This window comes from Bacteroidales bacterium (genome assembly GCA_016709865.1).
Classification (GTDB): Bacteria; Bacteroidota; Bacteroidia; order Bacteroidales; family VadinHA17; genus LD21.
The window spans coordinates 18,057-36,746 of record JADJLX010000001.1 but is presented as its reverse complement, the minus strand read 5'-3'; the positions used below and the strand labels follow the sequence as shown (position 1 = coordinate 36,746).

Sequence of the window (18,690 nt, the reverse complement as noted above, 5' to 3'; positions counted from 1 at the left end):
TCTACCGGGTATTTAGCAGGCGCCACAGACCCACTCCCAGAATAATAAAAATTATTCCAAAAAGTCCGGTAAAATAAAGTCCGGCTCTCATTTCATTCTCTCCGAAGAGGGTGAATCCTCCGGCGATAACAACATTAATACCGATAAACCACAAAACAGAGAATAACCATTTCCACCAGGTCATATGAATTTTCGAATCCTTTGTCCAGTAATAAAAACCAGCAAGAGTTACCGAATAAATAACTCCCATAATTATCCAGTACAGAGGGCCAAGTATTGGTGCATTTGGAAACATATTCTTAGAATTAAATATTAAACCATTCTTCTGTTAAAAGCCAGTCAGGTGCCTCACCGAAGGTAAGGTTGTCTCCATCTGGAGGGGGAAGGTATTCCTGTCCTCCCGGGTAGGTAAAAAACTTTTTCTGCATTGCCAGCATTGCTGATGAAAAAATTCCGGTAGGATCACGTGGATCAACTTCCCTTACTATTTTATGTATCCAGTTGTTTTTGCGTGAATATGGGCAGACTGCCAGGCAAACCCTGCATCCTCTGGCGTGGCTTGCTGCAACTGAGTTCCAGATTGTAAAGCACTTATCCGCATCAATATTCCAGCGTTTGTAACCCCTTATTACATTTTCAGGACTATCTGTGAAACTGATTGCACCGCTTGGGCACTCTTCGGCACAGATCTTACACTTGGAACAGAATTTTTTAATTCCTATATCGATTGGTTTATCTGGTTCAAGAGGCATATTTGTTGTTACCGCTGCAAGCCTGGTATTTGCTCCAAGCTCCGGTGTAATCAGCACTCCATGACGTCCCTGTTCACCAAGTCCGGCATCAATTGCAAGCGGCGGCATAGCTATCTCGTATGAAGTTGGCGGGACATGAGAACGAGCTGCATAGCCAATCTCTTTTAAAAACACCTCCAGCTTACCTGCAATAAATCTTAACTTTGAATAAGCATCATAAGAAGTACCATAAGTTGGATTGGCATACATTGAATCCCATTCATGTGGAACTGCAATTACAACTGCGTACTTCCAGTGACCGGGCACCTCAAAATCACCTTTGCCCACACCGCGGAGGTAACCCTGGTAAACCCAATCTTCTTTAACCCTGGCTATTCCAACAAGAGAGGCTCCGAAACTATGTGTGATCTGTTTTATCAGAGATGAACCATGCGCAAAAGATTTTAATTGAAGGTTCTCTTTATTTACTCCACGAAAATCAGATTCTTCCGGTACTCCCCGTGGCTGTGGAGGAAATGCTCCCTGTCCCTGAATTGCACTGGCATGAGCTGATGACCATGCATCGGCAAGAAGATATTTATGTTTGTATTTCTTCCAGTTTTCTTCCTGTTCCCGAGACTTTTGCATTGATTTTCTGAATTCCCCAAGAGCTTCCGGATGTTCAAGATAGTATGTCCTAAGCGGTTCAGGGAGTTTTTCAACGCCATCTTCAAAGGTCCACAATGGCATTTCGCCTTCTCTGGCAAAAAGCAATCTCGAAAGCTCTCCGTTTCTTTTGAACAGATCTTCAATATAGGTTATCCTGCGAGCCTCTCCAACCTTTTCATAGGTAGGATTATTTACAATAAACGGTTTGCGGTTAAAAAACTGATCCTTACCGTAAGCTGTTCTTCCCCAGCCTGTATAACTTTCTTTATCCTTACCAGAGGCAAGCCCTGCACCTGCAGAACCGGCAAGAGCCAGAGCACCCCCGGCTATGCCTGCTTTTTTTATGAATTTACGCCTGTTAAATATCTTATTTCCTTCGTCCATTTTTTAAGCTTTGTGAAACAAAACTAAGCAATATTAGTTACAAATGAAACTAATAATTATGCATTGACATATTATAGATGTTTCGACAGAAAAATATTCTATTTTTGATTCTGCAATTATATCTGGGATAGATGAAATATAGCTTCGATACTTCATTAGGTAATCTTACTCAAAGAATATCAAAATCACTAGGGGTTCTTCTGGTTAAAAAGATACAAAAAGGTGGAATCTCAGTTAATGCGGAACAGTGGTGTGTAATTTCGATGCTTAAATTTCAGCATCAGGCAACACAGACCGATATAGGATTATTTCTGGGATATGATAAAGTGAAGGTTTTACGACTGATTGTTGATTTGGAAAAATCTGAAATTGTTGAAAGGTATGAGGATAAAGATGATAAGCGGTTTAAGATTGTAAAGCTTACCGAGAAAGGCAATGAGACCTACAGAAAGATCGAAGTTCTTGCCCGTGACACTCTTGCAGAAGCAACAAACGGGTTAAGTGATGTTGAAGTAAAAAACTGTATCGTTATGCTTAAGAAGATATCCCGAAACCTGGAATATTAATTTTTGCCTTTTAATCTTTGTTGGTGTTCAAATGAAAAATCTCCGGTTTCAATCATTTTAAGAGTTTGCTCTATTGTTGGCCTGTCGCCCCAGAATGTTCCCTGGTAATTAAACCGTACGATGCCTTCTTTGTCAATAATTACAGTAGTCGGCCTGTTTATATATTCAGCATGAACTGCAAAGGCAAGTGGATCAGCTCCGTACATTGCTCCGATTGCTCCTGCCCGGTCGAGGAGGTGAGGCCACCATATTTTCTCAGTATATGCTTCGTGAAATGATTTTTTCGAAAACCAGTAGGAGGGATCAAGTTCTTTCCCTACCATAACTCTTCCTCTAAACCTATCGTGTGTTTCAACAGTAAAAATCCGTACCTCTGCTTTTTCAAACTCATCATGCATTTCCATCAGATCCTGAAATTCTCCATGACAAACGGGACACCAGTCGGCAAAAACCCATATAAGAACAACCCACTTCTCATTACGAAACTGACTTAATTTCCATTCTTTACCATCTGTATCATCTAACTTGAAATCGGGCGCTGCACTTCCGGGATGAATAGAATTAAAGGTTGATTCATCCAGAGTAAGAAAGGCTGAAAGCTGCTTGTCGGTTGTTCCCATTTGTTTTTCAATCTGATAAATAGCCAGTTCACACTGATGCTGAACATCGCGTGAAGGATCGGTTTTCAGTGTTTCACGTAGTAAAGCAAGTGAGCTCCCAGCCTCAATCTGTCCGAGTGCGATTACAGCCTGGCTTCGAACCATTGTATTTTTATCCTGACGAACGATTTGTTCCAGACCGCTGATGGCATCCTTCGATCTCAGAATACCAAGAGCCATGGTACAAACCTGCCTGACATGTTCTGACTTATCAGTAAGTCCGGTTATTAGCTCCGTAGCATTTTTATTGCCTGCACGCACCAGATCCCTGACAGCCAGTAAGCGAACCTGCCAGTCGTCGTTGTTCAGATCGGCAATACCGGCCACATTCAATGTGAGGTCAATTGTCAATGAATTATCTTCATTCAGAGGATTAAAATCATGTGTTCTAACTCTTTCAAGCACATCCTTAACATTTATATTATAAATTCTATTTTCTGTTTTGTTTTGACTCTTTATAGGTAAGATCATAATGACAGTGATTAAAAAAAGGAACAATAATTTTATTGAACCTTGATGATTTAAGTTATGCATTTAATTGATATTTAGTTAGATATGCTGAAGTCTTAATTTTTCTGCCAAGCACCCAGTACCGAGTACCCGGCAACAAGAACCATGTTATGGTTATTTTAGCAGTTTACTGAGTTTTGCATCCAAAGCAGAGCCACGCAGATTCTTTGCTAAAATGATCCCATTACCATCAATAAGGTAGTTTGATGGAATCGCTTCAACTTCATACAGGCTTGCAGCTTCTGATTTCCATCCTTTTAGATCGCTAACATGGTTTTCCCAGGATAGCTTATCGGATTTAATGGCGCCAATCCAGCCATTTTTATCCTGGTCGAGCGATACACTATAAACAGTAAATCCTTTTCCACTTTTAAATGAAGCATCCTTAAAATGCTCGGATGATTTTACAAGGTTAGGATTTTCCAGGCGGCAGGGAGGACACCATGATGCCCAGAAGTCAATTAGAACGATTTTCCCTTTCAGTGATGAAAGTTTAATCGTTTTTCCATCAGGAGCTGTATATTCAATCTCAGGTGCCTGGTTGCCAATATTGAGTCCGACAGACACTTCAGTATTAAGGGATAAATACTCCTTTTTTATATCCGATTCATTTCCGGGAGCGTTTGTTGCTGAGTAGAATAAAGCAAAAGAGAATAGTGCCGCTACACTGACCAAAGATATTTTTTTTAAATTCATGACTTTTAAATATTTAATGATTCATTTATAAGGTTTCAGATTCTCAGTATTCAGTATATAGTACCCTGTATAAAACGGGATAAATCTGGCATGCAACACAGAATCCGAATACACCTTCGAGGAAGGAAAACAATCCGAGTATTCCGGCTATGACAAATGATAAAGAACTGAATGACAATAAAAGTGACAGTATTGTAAGACTGGTCAGAACCAATCCTATCCGTGCAGCAAATATCTTGGGACCTGCATTGATAAAATGATTTTTTACATTTAGCCACTTAACAATGTTCTGTGAGGCTATTGCAATCAGACTGTATTTTGAAAACCCGGAAGCTCTCAGAAAGAAATCAATAGCCAGAAAAACAATTGCAAAAATGTTATGTGTAACTATAAAAGATAGCAAAAGCAATACCGTAATTATAGCATTTACACGAGATATCCGTTCATTTACTTTTTTGTCAGAAATGGGGCATAAAGCATATGTTTTCATCTTATTTCATTTTACTTTATTAATTTGTCGTCGCGACATCCGGATCCTGACAAGGAGAATTTTAGAATGTCAGAACTTTTGCACCAGATTTAAGATAGTCTGTAAGTGGCTTTCCCATTCCCTTAACATCATAGCCAAGCTTTTTAAGATCTTCAGCGACACCATAAGCATTTGCGCAGGCAACACACGCTTCAATAACAACGCCGTCTTTCTGCATGGCTTTTAACTTTTCCTGAAGCTTGAGATCGGTTGAAATAAGCTTTGCAGACGGCCCCCAGACAATAAGTGTTACTTCTTTAAACCAACCGGCAGTTTTTGCAGCATGAGTGTACATTAGAGCAACTCTTTCAGCTACCATCGGATCATCACTTGACCAAACCACTACCAGTTTGTCATGTGTGGGTTCGGGATTAGCTGTCTGTGCTTTCGACATTGCTGACAAGGAAAACAGAATTCCTGTAAACAGAATAATCAGATTTTTTTGTTTCATTTCATTAGCTTTTAAAAAGTTATTTTAAATTCTCAAGAACTGCCAGAAGTAGTTTAGCGCTTATCCGTACTTTATAGTCAGGGTTTATATACTCAAATGCAATTACACCATCAGGATTTATCACAAAAACGGAAGGTACCGGAAGAAATCCTGTGTTTTGGCCGGCAGAATACTCGGAAAGCATGCCAAGGGATCTTTCCGAGGCTTTGAAAGCAATTCCCATTGCCTGTGCCACTGCTCCGTTACTATCTGAATACAGACCATACTTAAGTTTATTTTTCTCACCAGAGGCAATGAGTTTAGGTGGAGCATCGGGGCTGATTGCAATCAGTTGATATCCTAATTCCAGAATCTTGTCCTGAATTGTCTCAATTTCAGCTAAATGCTTATTGCAGAAAGGGCACCAGCCGCCACGGTAAAAAAGTAGAATCGAAGGTTTTCCTCCTGTTATAGCTGCAAGAGTTTCCTGATTACCAGCTGTTGAAATAAGAGATATGTCAGGAATTTTCTCGCCGATCAAAAGAGGTGATATATCTTCTGCCTTATCAGCGATCTGTGCAAATGAACCGGTCTGGCATATCATTATAAGGATCAAAGTTAAAAGAGTTAATTTTTTCATTTTAGTATAATTTAATTGATTACTTATTTTTGGTCTATTAAGTGGTGCAAATTTAATTTTCAGCATGCCATTCAAATGATTTTACAGGCTCATCTAGCGGAGTGTCTGCGATATGATTTACGTAGTTACTTATTGTCTTCTGGGCAATACCTACTATGAGTTCAAGTATCTGGGTTTTTATATATCCTGCAGCCAGAAAATTATTTATTTCCTGGTCGGAAGCCCAGCCTCTTTTTTCGACTAACACAGATGTGAACTTTCTTAAAGATTCGAGCTTATTGTCGCTTAAAGGTTTATCTGAACGTATTGCTTCAACTATCTCATCGGGCACATTATACATTTTAGCAACCATTGAATGAATGGCTGTGCAGTAGTGGCAACTGTTGGAACGACTGACTGTAAGCCATACAATGTTTTTTTCAACAGCATTAAATGATGTCTCTCCGAATAGTCTTGCCATTTCAACATAAGCTTTTAAAACCTGGGGTGATCCTGCCATTGTTGCATAAAGATTCGGAATGAACTTCATTTGGTTGAGAGTATCCTCAAGAATTGCTTTTGAATCCCCGGGAGCTGTTTCAATTGTGTGTAATTTAAATATTTCCATTTTTATTGAATTTTAATTAATTGATAATACATATCAAAGCATTTGCTTAGTTTAAAGATAAAAAAATTATTTAAGTACTGATAATGATACTTTGATGATATCACGGATCTGATTATCGGGTAGAACTTTTGCGCCTACAGATAATCCCTGCATAACACCAAGTAGAAAATTTGAGTATTTATCAATATCGGTATCAGCTGAAATATCACCCGCTTCTATCGAATTTGATAGCACTTTTTTAAGCATCTCTTTAATAAACATATAGTAGTTAATCAGTTCAATGGTAATTTCGTCGTCCATTGGATTGATCTCACCGGTTGTGTTAACAACAAGACAACCCTTATATTTTTTAGCTGATTTTTTATCATCTGTGAACCGATACAGAAAAAGTTCAAGATCCTTAATCCTGGCTCCGGGTTTGAGCAAGTCGCCATAAACATTTTTATTTACATACTCCCTGTACTTTTTTAAAGATTCGACAAAGAGATTATGCTTACTTGTAAAACTTGAATAGATTGAAAACTGATTTATGCCCATTTCTTTTTCCAGCAAACGAACTGAAGTTTGCTCGTACCCATTATTCCAGAATACATGCATTGCTTTTTCCAGAACATCATCGGTATTATATGATTTATTACGGGACATAGTATTTTAATATTTGTCACAAAGCTAAGCAATTGCTTTGATATATCCAAATTATTTTCAGTTATTGCCCTTAATTAATAGGGCATGCCCTCTGTTCTTTGATTTTTAAAAGCATATATATACCATACAAACTCATCAATAAACCGTGAGGTGGATGAATCAATTCTGTCATTAAGAGGTTTAAGGTTTTCGTCAAACAAGTTACCGATTACCGGAAAAGGGAGCATAGAAGATATTGCAGGCATACCAAGTTCACCCACGACAGCCCTTAGATGTACAGCTGCTCTCACTCCTCCGAATGAACCGGCTGAGTAGGAGGCAATGGCTGATGGTTTGAAATAATACTCCCTTTGAAAATGGTCAAGCATATTTTTCAATGCTGGAGGAATGCTGTGATTATATTCTCCGGTAACAATCAGAAATCCGTCTGAGTCATTCAGAATCCCGGCAATTGTTTCCATCGGTTCCGGGGCAGACCCCTTTGGATATTCCTTGTACATTTTATCAAGCAGAGGAAGTTTGTATTCAAGAGGATCTATGAAAAGAACTTTTATACCTCTTTCAAGAAGTTTATTCTCAAGGTATTTTGCCGCTTTGATCCCCTGGCGGTCGCTTCGAACCGATCCGTAAATAACGCTAACTGAAATTCCCATAATTAATCATATTAGTTTTTAGCTGTACATATTTTTTCTACAATATTTTAAAGTCAGGCTCTGAAAGCAGAGACAAATTCCTTTACCCATTCACTGGCAGGAGCCTTCAAAATATTTTCAGGTTTATCTGTCTGTAATATTTTCGTATTGTGCATAATAACTACTTCATTCCCTAGTGAAAATGCCTCATTGAGGTCATGAGTAACCATTAAAATATTAACATTCAGGTCATTATGAATCTGTTTCATTTCTGCCTGCAGATTTCTCCTTGTAATATTATCAAGTGCTCCGAATGGCTCGTCCATAAGCAATATCTGAGGTTTCATTGCAAGCGCCCGGGCTACTCCGACACGTTGCTGCTGGCCACCGCTCAGAGAGTCCGGATACTCCTTTAGTTGTGATTTACTGAACCCGATTATCTGTGCAAGCTCAATCACTCTTTCTTCCTGAAGATCTTCTGCCATCCCTGAGATATTCAAAACAAACTGCATGTTCTGTTTTACAGTGAGATGGGGAAATAGTCCTGCCCCCTGGATCACATAACCTATCTTACGCCTGAGTTGTACAATATCCCAAAAGTGCATTTCCCTGTTCAGTACCTTTATCGATCCTGATTCAAAATCGGTCATTCCATTGACAAGCCGAAGTAAAGTAGTCTTGCCACATCCACTGGGGCCAATTATTGTTAGAAATTCTCCCTCTGCCACTGACAATGATACATTATCAACGGCCAGTTTATTTCCCTCATAGGTCTTTGAAACTCCTGTTATTTCAATTACAGTTTCAACCATCTTTTTTAATATGTTACTTTATGAGGCCTGTTGATTTTAAAAATTCTTCAGCGACTTTCTCCGGTGATTTCTTATTTATCTCCACTTCGTAGTTAAGCAGGAGCATTGTATTATCATCAATTGTATTCCCCAGTTTTGCCAGCAGGGTTCTCAGCTCAGGGGATTGATTGAGTGTTTCATTGCGAACGATAATACCAGCCTGGTAGTCAGTGAAATATTTTTTATCATCCTTTAGTGTTCGCAGATTCATCTGTTTAATGCGTGAATCAGTGGAAAATGCGTTTATGATATCTACTGTTCCGTTTGCCATGGCATTGAATTTCAGATTTATATCGAGTTCCACTATTTTTTTAAAATTCAGTGAGTAAAGGCTCGATATACCGGAGAATCCATCGTTCCTTTCAAAAAAGTCAAATTCAGCACCAAAATTATACTTGTTACTTTTTGGAGCGAGATCGGAGATGGTTCTAAACCCTTCACTGATTGCTGCTGTATCAGAAATAGCCAGGGTAAATGTATTGTTGAATCCGAATCTTGTTACCCATGTGAGCTGGTATTCTTTATCATAAATATCCGATAAAGCTTTGAATAGTGTATCCGGATTACTGATCTTCTGCTTCTTTAGTACGAACAGCCAGGCAGTTCCTGTATATTCGGGATAAATATCAATCTCACCCGATAACATTGCAGGGTGGATATTCGATGTCCCTCCGCCGATGCCGAAGCTTCGTTTTACTGGTATAGTTGTCTTTTCCTCAATTAATCAGGCAATAATTTCTCCGAGTATATACTGCTCCGCTGTTGGTTTCGATGCAATTACAATCTCCGATGACTTTACCGGTTTGAATCCCTTACTGTTAAATGTAAAAAGCATGATGGGAATGAAAATAAACAACATTGCAGCAAAAGCTGTAAATAACTTATTCCGACGGGAATGTAACTTTTTGCTCCTGACTCTCTTTTCGAAGAATCCAATAATCAGATCTGTTACCAATGCCAGTAATGCAACTGAGATTGAACCGGCAAGTATAAGCGATGAATTATTTGTATTAATACCCCGATAGATTGCCTGCCCCAGACCTCCGGCACCAATGAATGATGCAAGTCCTGCAAGCGCTATGGTCATTACAACCATTGTACGAAAACCGCTCAGGATTGTAGGAAACGCAAGCGGCCATCTTACCCTGAAAAATATCTGTGAAGGAGTGGCCCCCATTCCTTTCGCTGCGTCAATGTACAATGGATCCACCTCACTTAATCCTGTATAGGTGTTTCTTATCATTGGCAGTAGTCCGTATATTACAAGTACTACCAGGGCATTTACAAAACCTATACCTACAAGGGGAATAAACAAACCGAACATTGCTATTGATGGGATCGTGTATATAAAGTTCACAAATCCAAGTACAATCTGTCTTATGCTTTTGAACCTCAGAAGTGCAATGCCTGTACCTGTACCGATTACCACAATTATCACTATTGCTGACAGTGATAATACAAAATGCTGAACAAGTAACTCATAGAGGTATTCACGTCTCTGGAAAACTGTGTCAATAAAATCAGGTATTGATCCGGCACCCATTATAAGTATCTGTGCTTTTATTGTTTAATTCAAAAATTATGTTTTGACCCAGAGTGAATCTGTGAACCATTTTTTCTGATCTGTGAAATGTTTCACAATTGAGAATCCATGATTGAATGCAAATCTTTCAATTGAAAGCAGATCGAATTTTCTTGAAAGTTCCATGAAAACAGGTTCCCACCTATTAAAAACAAACTTCTGATCCAACGATTTAATGTCAACCGTCTGTTGTTCTTTTGAGACCAGATAGCTCTTTAAGTAACCTGACACAGGGTTATATGTGGTATGATGTTCGAACTTGCTGAGGTTAAAATCAGCTGCAAGATCCCTGTTCAGTCTGGCAAGATGATTCAGGTTAAACTTTTTTGTCTGGCCATAAGGATCATCATAAGCCTGCATTATAATTTCAGGTGATTTCATCAGATCAAATCCTATTAATATCTTATCTCCTCTTCTGCATAAATCAGAAAGCTGAGTAAGAAAAATGTCAATCTCAGGTTCTGTGAAATTCCCTATATTGGAACCAAGAAACAATATTACTTTACTTGTGTCACTGTTAATATTCCCGGCATCTGTCAGTCCAAAGAAATCTCCTGTTAAAGGACTTATATTCAATGAGGGGATTTCTTTATTAAGCTCCCTGACAAGATCACTATTTGCTTTGGAGCTGATATCAACAGGAATATATTTAAAGTCTGATTTCTTTTGTAAAAGATGTTTCAGAAGTATTTTTGTTTTGGAACCATCACCGGAACCAAGTTCGAGAAGATCGAACCGGGAGTGGCCGGAAATAATTGCATCTGTTATTTGTTCCTTCTGATTTTCAAATATTTCCTGTTCAGATCTTGTCAGGTAATATTCCGGCATTTTTGTTATTTCCTGAAAAATAGCGCTTCCGGCATCATCGTAAAAATATTTTGAAAGAAGGTATTTGGGTGTAGATGACAAGCCTTTTAATGTATCCACTTCAAGGCTCTGGATATCTGTCATTTCAGCTATATAGTATTCATTTTTATTTTGCATCACAACATAATATTAGAAGATATCTTTATTTTACCGGTATTCCTGTTTCATAAGGATTCTGGGGATCGTTGCTCCATTCGAACCAGCCGCCGTCGTAAACTGATACACGAGGCCAGCCCATGAGCCAGGCGTTAAACCATGCTTCGCTTCCTCTCCATCCTGTGCCACAGTAAAATGCAAGATGCTTGTCAGGTGTAATACCATTTTTTATCCAGATATCTGCGATCTCATTGAATTCACGTGTTGTAAGATCGAGATTCCGGTAATTTTCCATATGGTAGGCATCACTTCCGCAATCGGCAAAAACGGCACCCGGTATTCTCCCTTTTGCTTCAATGTAATTGTAGCCGCTAACTTCCCCGATATACTCTGCCCAGCTTCTGACACAAACAAGTTCTGCATCTCCTGACCTGAGCATCTCTTTCGCTTCAGGTGTGTCAACAATCAGTTCAGGATGAACAGGTATTGATGCTCCGAATTCTTTCACCGGTTGTTTACCTTCATCTTTATATGAAGTTTCAAACCCGGCATCGAGCCACGACTGGAATCCTCCATTCAGTACCCTAACATCATTAACTCCGGCATACATCAATATCAATGCACCCCTCAGCGCACCTATGTCTCCGGCTGCACTTCCCGGGAAGGGATCATTATTGTCAGGGTGCATATACTTTCCATATATTACAACTGTTGTATCGGATGTAATTCCATGATTCTCCAAAGCTGTCTTCAGTTCAGAAGGCGACCTGCGATTCCATGATTCAGGAGCTTCAAGGGCAAGAGTATCGATGTCAATTGCTCCGGGGATATGTCCGGAAAGGTATGCATCTCTGTTCCTGTAATGAGCATGAAGCAGAACATACTTGTTGTTATTATATTCATCAGGCTTACTGCTTCTGATAAGGTCATTTACCCAGTTTGGATGAACAAGGTTCTGAAACCTGGCAAGGTTATCCAGCGGTAGATCATTTCCCATGGTCCACTCTGGAAGAAACCCTGTGTATATATTAATATCAGAATATCCTGAAGCAAGGAATCTTTTAGAAGCGCTTTCAGCATCTTTACGATCATAGGAATAAATAATAATTTTGTGCCCCGGAAGTATATCTTTCTTCCTCACAATTTCTATCCAGTCGATGTAATTAAACCATTTTAGCGGTATGCTTCTGGCTCCCGGAATATGTCCCCCTCTTATTTCCCCGGCAAGTCTCCATCCATTATAAGCGTCAACCGGGCGGACATCAATGATATGTACATCAGTATTTCCAATTTTTGAGATTAACTCTTTTGTGGTGATTTCAGATACTGTTTCAGTCATTATATACAGTTTAATATTCAGCTTTTAATTACCTGTACGCCTTTCCAGAATGCTATTCTGCCCTTTATGCCATCGGCAAGCGGCCGTGGTTCAGGATAATACCACGCTGCATCTGCATTGGTAAGGCCATCTACATCCAGAGTGTAATATGATGCTGTACCCTTCCAATGACATTCAGTATGGGTGTCGCTATTTTTTAAGAACTCCTTATTAACTGCTTCTGCAGGGAAATACATATTCCCTTCAACATTTATTATATCATCACTTTCTGCGATGATCTTATTGTTCCATATTGCTTTCATGTGTATATAATTTTGATTTTAGCGGTCACATGTAACCAAGATGAGTATATTTTCATCATTGTTGGTGTTTTGAAACATGTGGGTTTCATAATTTCATTTCTTACAATTTACTAATTCATTTTTACCTAAGCTTATTATTTTTAAGAACTTAATCTATTTTAAAATATTTATAAGTGATGTTGTGAGGAGTACTACGCCGATTATCCGGTTAATGTTCCTTGCCAGGAGATCAGATTTCGAAAGGATTATCCGGCTCATCCGGGCATATATCCACAGAACTCCCATCTTTCCGGCCCAGATCCCTAACAGAAAAGTAACAATAAAAACCGGGGAATTATTGAAAATGTTACGGCTGTAAAGAAAAGCAATAGCTACAATCCAGAAAAGCAATACTTGTATACTGACCAGGTTGAGAAATACTCCTTTCCAAAAGCCCGAAAAATTATTTACTGCACCACCTCCTGATTTATTCTTTTTAATTAAGAACATAATTCCCATAATACCGATTATCGCAACTATAATATAATTCAGTGTGGGATTTTCTTCAAATAACCTTTGAATAAACAATCCGGCCAGTATCGCTGTCAGTCCAAATAAAACTTCAGTTATAGCGGCTCCGTGAGCAATCTTCATTCCTTCTCTGTATCCCTTTTTATGAGAACTGTCGAGGACCGAGAGATTTACCAGACCAAGAGGGAGTGCTCCAACTGATGTAACCAGAATTCCTGTTATTAATGCATTAAAAAAATTCATGACAATCAGTTTTAAGGATTAATAGTTTCCATTGCAAGTTTCCCTGAACCAGGTTCTTTGCTGTGAAGCTCCACTCTTGAAATGGTTGGCAACCAGAAACTTCCGCCATCTATCTGTATAAATATCCTTGAGACTTCAACCTCTTTTTCACCTGAGAGAGTAAACACCTTATAGCAATTTTCCACATTCTTCTTAAGGATAAATGTGCGTTTATCGTATGAAACAAACTGAAAGTATATTTCATCTTCCTTTTTGAGGTCATAAAGGATTTTTACACCATAGGCATATTTCTTTTGTATCCAGGTTAAAGGTTCAACCTTGTTATTATTTGTCCTTTTTATCCAGTGAATCTCAATCGGATCGGTTTTATCAGGTTGACCTGTCTGATCAAACTTGATCGAATATATTATCTCATTGGTATCACGACTACGGCCAATTTTAAATAAATCATATACATTATTTTTTTCTGAATTCCCTGAAAACATAGATCCATATGAAATTGTGGTTGTGAAGATCAAAAGTAATATTTTGATAGTTAATAGTTTCATCTGTAACTAATTTTATTTATTAAAGAAAGAACCTCCACGTCGTAACCCTGATATTGATATAACTGGAACGTGAGGATTCATTTCAACTGCCTTTATCATCTCCTTACCTGAACAAATCTTAAAGTAAAGATGCAGGACCAGATTATTCAGGTTTATACTCTGCGAACACTGTAATTTCGACAGTTTTAGCAATGTTCGTTGAGGGTTTGCCCTTTACAAAGGTGATCCCATAATCTGCGAGAGCTATTATGAATTTGCTCTGTAGTTCAACTACGTTCCCTTTTACAGTAAGAGTTCCATTTTCCTTAACAGGTTTTGTTCCCTCTTTAATAGTCATTTCACCCTCAAAACTGGCAGTGTAAGTCCCATCTTTTGAAAAATCGATCTTATCAAGGTTTGTAATTTTACCTTTTAACTTGGCTTTCGGGAAGGCCTGTGTATTAAGAAAATCCTCTCCATTAAAATGTTTCTGCATCAAAGCTTTTTCAAATTCAAAGCCCTGCATCGGGACTGAAAACACAACTTCCCCGGTTTCTTTGTTGATAGTGCTGACGGTCGTGGTATTGGCTGCCTGTATATCTTCGGCAGGGGTAGTGGAGAAAAACTTAATCTGAGTTTTCGAACTAACTAGTTTTCCCGATGTCTGAGCGTTCACTGTAATTGTTGCAATCGCTAATAAGACTGCTGTTAAAAATGATAACTTCTTCATGATTTCAATTGTTAATTATTAATATTATTATTTGTTTTTACTTATTTACTTTTATTTCAGTTTTTTACTTCGGTCTTCTGTCTCCAGTCTTCCGACTTCTCACTCCTTCACTATATCACACTTCTCAAGTATTACATTTTCGTAAAGTTCAAGATCGCTGTCGTAGGATGCCCCTGAACGGATTACACCTTTAATTGTTACTGTACTTCCAGGCTGAAGATCATCCGCATTGTGGCTGGTCTCTTCTGTGAATGAAGCGCTTACACCTGCCTTGTCTCCGGTTTCTTTTAACAGAACAACTTTTTGACCGTTAAAATCTTCTGATATTTTGTTTACAGTACCTGTAATTATAAGGATCTTTGAATTTCCGTCGCCTGAGAGATATTTCCTGTTGGCATCATCCTTTCCGGAGAGATATTCTGATACAATCTGTGAACTTGTTAACGTAAAATCAGCTTTGGCAGCCTGAACATTTCTTTGAGGCATATTGAACATGTATAATCCGATACCTCCTCCGATAACCACACCAGCAATGATCAAAGTTGCTGCAATCTTTAAAATCTTTTTCTTTTTCATAATTTGTTTATTTATTTTCTCTTATAGTCGTGAGAATTGCATAACCTGACAATGAATATGTCTTTATTATCAGATTTTCCTGAAAATTGAAATTCCACCGTTCAGAAAGTTTATGTAATCCTCTATGCTTGTATCGTAACCTTTCGGAGCTGCAAGCAATTTGCCGTTATGATCTGTAAGCACATAATATGGCTGGGAATTGGTTTTAAAATGTTTTGTCTGGAAATCGCTCCATTTATTTCCAATTGTTTTTATTTTCTTTCCTGTGGTTTCAGATACATATTGTTCGTTTTCAGGCAAAGGTGTTTTGTCATCAACATACAGTGAAATAAGTACATAATCGTTGTTCAGAAGTCCCAGGACAGTTTTATCGCTCCATACATTATCTTCCATTTTCCGGCAATTCACACAACTCCAGCCGGTAAAGTCTAGAATTACAGGTTTGTTGACGCTTCTCGCATAAGCAATTCCTTTATCATAATCGTGAAAGCAATTTAAATTATGAGGACAATGGAATTCGTTATCAGAAATAACTGCAGCACTTGTATTATTAACATTTGCTGATTGGGTTTGCAGGCTCCAGCCTTCGGTATAAAAGGCAGGAGGCGGGAAGCCGCTTATCATTTTCAAAGGTGCACCCCACATACCGGGAATAAGATAAACTACGAAGCCTAACACAAGAATGCCTGAAAGCAACCCGGAAATGGATGTATGTTTCTGTTCACCGTCGTGTGGCAGTCTTAATTTTCCGAGCAGATAAAATCCAAGTAAACTGAAAATAACTATCCATAGAGCAATAAACACCTCCCTTGTCACTATGCCCCAATGGTACGCAAGGTCAACTGATGATAAGAATTTCAGCGCAAATGCAAGTTCAATGAATCCCAGTACAACTTTTACCGAATTTAGCCAGCCTCCTGATTTTGGAAGAGAATTCAACCATCCGGGGAATGCTGCAAAGAGAGCAAAGGGCAATGCAAGAGCCAGGGCAAATCCGAACATTCCTATTGCTGGACCGGTAACATCTCCATTGACAGCTGCCTGCACAAGAAGGCTCCCTATAATTGGTCCGGTACAGGAAAAAGATACTAATGATAGAGTAAAAGCCATAAAGAAAATTCCAATCAATCCACCACGGTCTGATGCACGGTCGGTGGCATTCAGCCATTTACTTGGAAGGGTAATTTCAAAAGCTCCGAAAAATGAAACTGCAAAGACAACAAAAATGAAGAAAAATGCCAGATTCATAATTCCATTGCTTGCCAGTGCATTTAAAGCATCAGGACCGAGAGTAAGAGTTATTACCAAACCAAGAGTAACATAGATTACTATTATAGATATTGCATAAATCAAGGCATTCCGGATCCCAATTGCCTTAGTTTTACTTTGTTTGGTAAAATAGCTAACAGTTAATGGTAACATTGGAAATACACATGGAGTGAGCAATGCAAGCAAACCTCCGATGAAACCTGCTAGAAATATTGCCCATCCTGTCAGTGAATTTCCTGATGGGGTAAAATCCTGATTAAAAGCACTTATCTTATCATTACCAGAAGCAGCCATCACATCAACGCTGAGTTCTTCTGTTTCTGGAGGCAGACACATCTTGTCGCTGCAAGCCATATAAGTAACTTCAAAATTCAGTTTGAAGTTTTCCTTTTCTTTAATGGCTATTTTTTGTTCGAATGATGCAATTTTTTCAAAGTATGAAACAAGCATATTATCGTAAGCCGCTTCTTTCTCTTCAATCGGCTGCCCTTCTTTAACTTTCCCGACAATTTCGAATGAATTGTCAGGAATAAATTTAAATGAAGTTGCTACCGGCCCGTTTTTGATATTTTGAGTCTGACTGTATATATGCCAGTGTTCTTCGATACTTGCTGTTATAGTGATAAGGGCAGTATCTGGTGAAATATTGGTTACTGTAGTATTCCATTTCACCGGGTCCTGAACCTGAGAGAAGGTGTATACTGAAATCAGCAAGGCGATTGATGTGATGAGTGCTTTCATTGTATAATTATTCCAGGTTGTTTATATAATATTATTCAGTCTGTTTGTAAACTCCTTTTTAGGAGCTGCACCTTTAAGCTTATCCACTATTACTCCGTCTTTGAAGAAAAGGATTGTAGGTATATTCATAATCCCTAATTGTGCAGCAAGTTCCTGGTTAGAATCCACATCTACCTTTCCAACCACAGCTTTACCTGCATACTCATTTGATAATTCTTCTACGATCGGACCAATCACCTTGCAAGGTCCGCACCATTGAGCCCAAAAATCGACCAAAACCGGTTGTTTCGAATTCAGAACAACTTCCCTGAAGTTTTCCGATGTTATTTCTTTTGCCATGATTTTTTAGATTTTAAAAAGGCGAAACTTTTTAGTTTCGCCTTTCTGATTAAATTTTTATTTAATTTCTTTCTTAGCCGTCAGCATTGCTGCAGCAAGTTCAGCATCAGTGCTGGATACACTTATCTGATTCAGTAAGGCTTTAGTCTTTGGATTGAAGAAAGATACAAGACCTGTTCCCTGAACTTTTCCAGCCGCCAGATCCAGTCCAATAGATTTAAGCTCTTCAGCTGATTTATCTCTTGTTTCAGCAGTTGTCAGATCATTGGCGACAAACTTAATGGCACCGTCTTTATTGTTATTCATGAAGGCGGCCATTGCTCTTTCACCATTTTCTTTACAAACCGGACACCAGTCTGCCTTATTAACTACTGCAACTACTTTGGGTTCTGACTGAGCCATTACTGATGCTGATACCATTAAAGCAAGTATCATGCTTGTGAAAATTGATTTTACTGTTTTCATAATTTTTGTTTTTAATATTTATAATTTTTGATAACAACCAAATTGTCGCAGAACTTTTAGAACCTGACAAATAATTTAGAATAAATATAAATAGCATATCCCGGTATTCTGGAATATGCTATTTTTCAATGATTTGGAAGATGTACTATTTTACACTTTTTTTTGCCAGGTTTAATGCTTCTGTGAGTTTGTCATTAGATTCGGCAAAGCTTATCTGACTGATAAATTCTTTTGATTTGTAATTAAAGAAAGAAACCATACCGGCACCATCGTGTTTTTCAATGGTCTGTTCCAATCCTGCAATTTTAAGGTCTTTGCCTGTTTCCTCAGTGGTCTGATCATTTGACTGGTCATAGATAATAAACTTAACTGCACCGTCTATATTATTGTCCATTATTGCAGGCATAGCCCTTTTATCATGTGTACGGCATACCGGACACCAATCTGCTTTGTTAAGTACGGCAATTACCTTAATCTCAGTTTGTGCATTTAGTGACAGTGCTATTATTATATTAAGTATAATAGCTATTAGAATTGGTTTTGCTGTTTTCATAT

25 protein-coding genes are annotated in these 18,690 nt (G+C 38.4%); 1 reads left to right on the top strand and 24 read right to left on the bottom strand.

Annotated features, from left to right (window positions below; all coding sequences use genetic code 11):
• Position 1: 1 nt before the first annotated feature.
• Together IPJ16_00225 and IPJ16_00220 are read right to left on the bottom strand one after the other, a co-directional pair.
• Complete coding sequence (locus IPJ16_00225) at positions 2-295, bottom strand: hypothetical protein (GenBank protein ID MBK7625624.1); 294 nt, start codon at positions 293-295, stop codon at positions 2-4.
• A gap of 10 nt (positions 296-305) precedes the next feature.
• Positions 306-1,784, bottom strand: coding sequence for a reductive dehalogenase (locus IPJ16_00220; protein ID MBK7625623.1), 1,479 nt, complete (start codon positions 1,782-1,784; stop codon positions 306-308).
• A gap of 131 nt (positions 1,785-1,915) precedes the next feature.
• Here IPJ16_00220 and IPJ16_00215 point away from each other — a divergent pair, with 131 nt between their 5' ends.
• Positions 1,916-2,350 (top strand): winged helix DNA-binding protein, encoded by a 435-nt coding sequence (locus tag IPJ16_00215; GenBank protein MBK7625622.1) that lies wholly within the window; start codon positions 1,916-1,918, stop codon positions 2,348-2,350.
• Here IPJ16_00215 and IPJ16_00210 read toward each other — a convergent pair.
• The 22 genes from IPJ16_00210 to IPJ16_00105 form a co-directional block, all read right to left on the bottom strand.
• On the bottom strand, positions 2,347-3,480 hold the full coding sequence (locus IPJ16_00210) for a redoxin domain-containing protein (protein MBK7625621.1): 1,134 nt from the start codon (positions 3,478-3,480) through the stop codon (positions 2,347-2,349). The two genes, IPJ16_00215 and IPJ16_00210, sit on opposite strands and share 4 nt — an antisense overlap.
• A gap of 153 nt (positions 3,481-3,633) precedes the next feature.
• Complete coding sequence (locus IPJ16_00205; protein MBK7625620.1) at positions 3,634-4,215, bottom strand: TlpA family protein disulfide reductase; 582 nt, start codon at positions 4,213-4,215, stop codon at positions 3,634-3,636.
• Positions 4,216-4,258: 43 nt separating this feature from the next.
• The gene (locus IPJ16_00200) at positions 4,259-4,705 is read right to left on the bottom strand and encodes a DUF4395 domain-containing protein (GenBank protein MBK7625619.1); all 447 of its coding nucleotides are present in this window, start codon (positions 4,703-4,705) and stop codon (positions 4,259-4,261) included.
• 61 nt (positions 4,706-4,766) lie between these two features.
• On the bottom strand, positions 4,767-5,138 hold the full coding sequence (locus tag IPJ16_00195) for a DsrE family protein (protein MBK7625618.1): 372 nt from the start codon (positions 5,136-5,138) through the stop codon (positions 4,767-4,769).
• A 76-nt stretch (positions 5,139-5,214) separates the two neighbouring features.
• Positions 5,215-5,814, bottom strand: coding sequence for an AhpC/TSA family protein (locus IPJ16_00190; protein ID MBK7625617.1), 600 nt, complete (start codon positions 5,812-5,814; stop codon positions 5,215-5,217).
• 52 nt (positions 5,815-5,866) lie between these two features.
• Positions 5,867-6,421 carry a carboxymuconolactone decarboxylase family protein gene (locus IPJ16_00185; protein ID MBK7625616.1) on the bottom strand — a complete coding sequence of 185 codons (555 nt, stop codon included), beginning with the start codon at positions 6,419-6,421 and terminating at the stop codon, positions 5,867-5,869.
• Positions 6,422-6,487: 66 nt separating this feature from the next.
• A complete protein-coding gene (locus IPJ16_00180) occupies positions 6,488-7,066 on the bottom strand; it encodes a TetR/AcrR family transcriptional regulator (GenBank protein MBK7625615.1) in 579 nt (192 codons plus the stop codon).
• A gap of 74 nt (positions 7,067-7,140) precedes the next feature.
• On the bottom strand, positions 7,141-7,719 hold the full coding sequence (locus tag IPJ16_00175; protein MBK7625614.1) for an NAD(P)H-dependent oxidoreductase: 579 nt from the start codon (positions 7,717-7,719) through the stop codon (positions 7,141-7,143).
• 53 nt (positions 7,720-7,772) lie between these two features.
• Entirely contained in the window at positions 7,773-8,510 is a 738-nt protein-coding gene (locus tag IPJ16_00170; protein ID MBK7625613.1) for an ATP-binding cassette domain-containing protein, read from the bottom strand.
• A gap of 13 nt (positions 8,511-8,523) precedes the next feature.
• Positions 8,524-9,195, bottom strand: a complete 672-nt coding sequence (locus tag IPJ16_00165) for a glycine/betaine ABC transporter substrate-binding protein (GenBank protein ID MBK7625612.1) — start codon at positions 9,193-9,195, stop codon at positions 8,524-8,526.
• Positions 9,196-9,273: 78 nt separating this feature from the next.
• Complete coding sequence (locus IPJ16_00160) at positions 9,274-10,092, bottom strand: ABC transporter permease/substrate-binding protein (GenBank protein ID MBK7625611.1); 819 nt, start codon at positions 10,090-10,092, stop codon at positions 9,274-9,276.
• Between the two features lie 36 nt (positions 10,093-10,128).
• Positions 10,129-11,082 (bottom strand): L-histidine N(alpha)-methyltransferase, encoded by a 954-nt coding sequence (locus tag IPJ16_00155; protein ID MBK7625610.1) that lies wholly within the window; start codon positions 11,080-11,082, stop codon positions 10,129-10,131.
• A 58-nt stretch (positions 11,083-11,140) separates the two neighbouring features.
• Positions 11,141-12,433 (bottom strand): thiosulfate sulfurtransferase, encoded by a 1,293-nt coding sequence (locus IPJ16_00150; protein MBK7625609.1) that lies wholly within the window; start codon positions 12,431-12,433, stop codon positions 11,141-11,143.
• 17 nt (positions 12,434-12,450) lie between these two features.
• Positions 12,451-12,735, bottom strand: a complete 285-nt coding sequence (locus tag IPJ16_00145; protein ID MBK7625608.1) for a DUF427 domain-containing protein — start codon at positions 12,733-12,735, stop codon at positions 12,451-12,453.
• Between the two features lie 153 nt (positions 12,736-12,888).
• A complete protein-coding gene (locus tag IPJ16_00140) occupies positions 12,889-13,488 on the bottom strand; it encodes a hypothetical protein (GenBank protein ID MBK7625607.1) in 600 nt (199 codons plus the stop codon).
• 11 nt (positions 13,489-13,499) lie between these two features.
• A complete protein-coding gene (locus tag IPJ16_00135) occupies positions 13,500-14,036 on the bottom strand; it encodes a DUF4833 domain-containing protein (GenBank protein ID MBK7625606.1) in 537 nt (178 codons plus the stop codon).
• 142 nt (positions 14,037-14,178) lie between these two features.
• Positions 14,179-14,745, bottom strand: coding sequence for a YceI family protein (locus tag IPJ16_00130; GenBank protein ID MBK7625605.1), 567 nt, complete (start codon positions 14,743-14,745; stop codon positions 14,179-14,181).
• 99 nt (positions 14,746-14,844) lie between these two features.
• Positions 14,845-15,321, bottom strand: coding sequence for a hypothetical protein (locus IPJ16_00125; GenBank protein MBK7625604.1), 477 nt, complete (start codon positions 15,319-15,321; stop codon positions 14,845-14,847).
• 69 nt (positions 15,322-15,390) lie between these two features.
• Positions 15,391-17,331: a thioredoxin family protein gene (locus tag IPJ16_00120; GenBank protein ID MBK7625603.1), complete on the bottom strand. Its 1,941-nt coding sequence runs from the start codon at positions 17,329-17,331 to the stop codon at positions 15,391-15,393.
• Between the two features lie 21 nt (positions 17,332-17,352).
• Complete coding sequence (trxA, locus tag IPJ16_00115) at positions 17,353-17,670, bottom strand: thioredoxin (GenBank protein MBK7625602.1); 318 nt, start codon at positions 17,668-17,670, stop codon at positions 17,353-17,355.
• Between the two features lie 57 nt (positions 17,671-17,727).
• Positions 17,728-18,135, bottom strand: a complete 408-nt coding sequence (locus IPJ16_00110) for a hypothetical protein (protein MBK7625601.1) — start codon at positions 18,133-18,135, stop codon at positions 17,728-17,730.
• Positions 18,136-18,280: 145 nt separating this feature from the next.
• Complete coding sequence (locus IPJ16_00105) at positions 18,281-18,688, bottom strand: hypothetical protein (GenBank protein MBK7625600.1); 408 nt, start codon at positions 18,686-18,688, stop codon at positions 18,281-18,283.
• Positions 18,689-18,690: the final 2 nt, after the last annotated feature.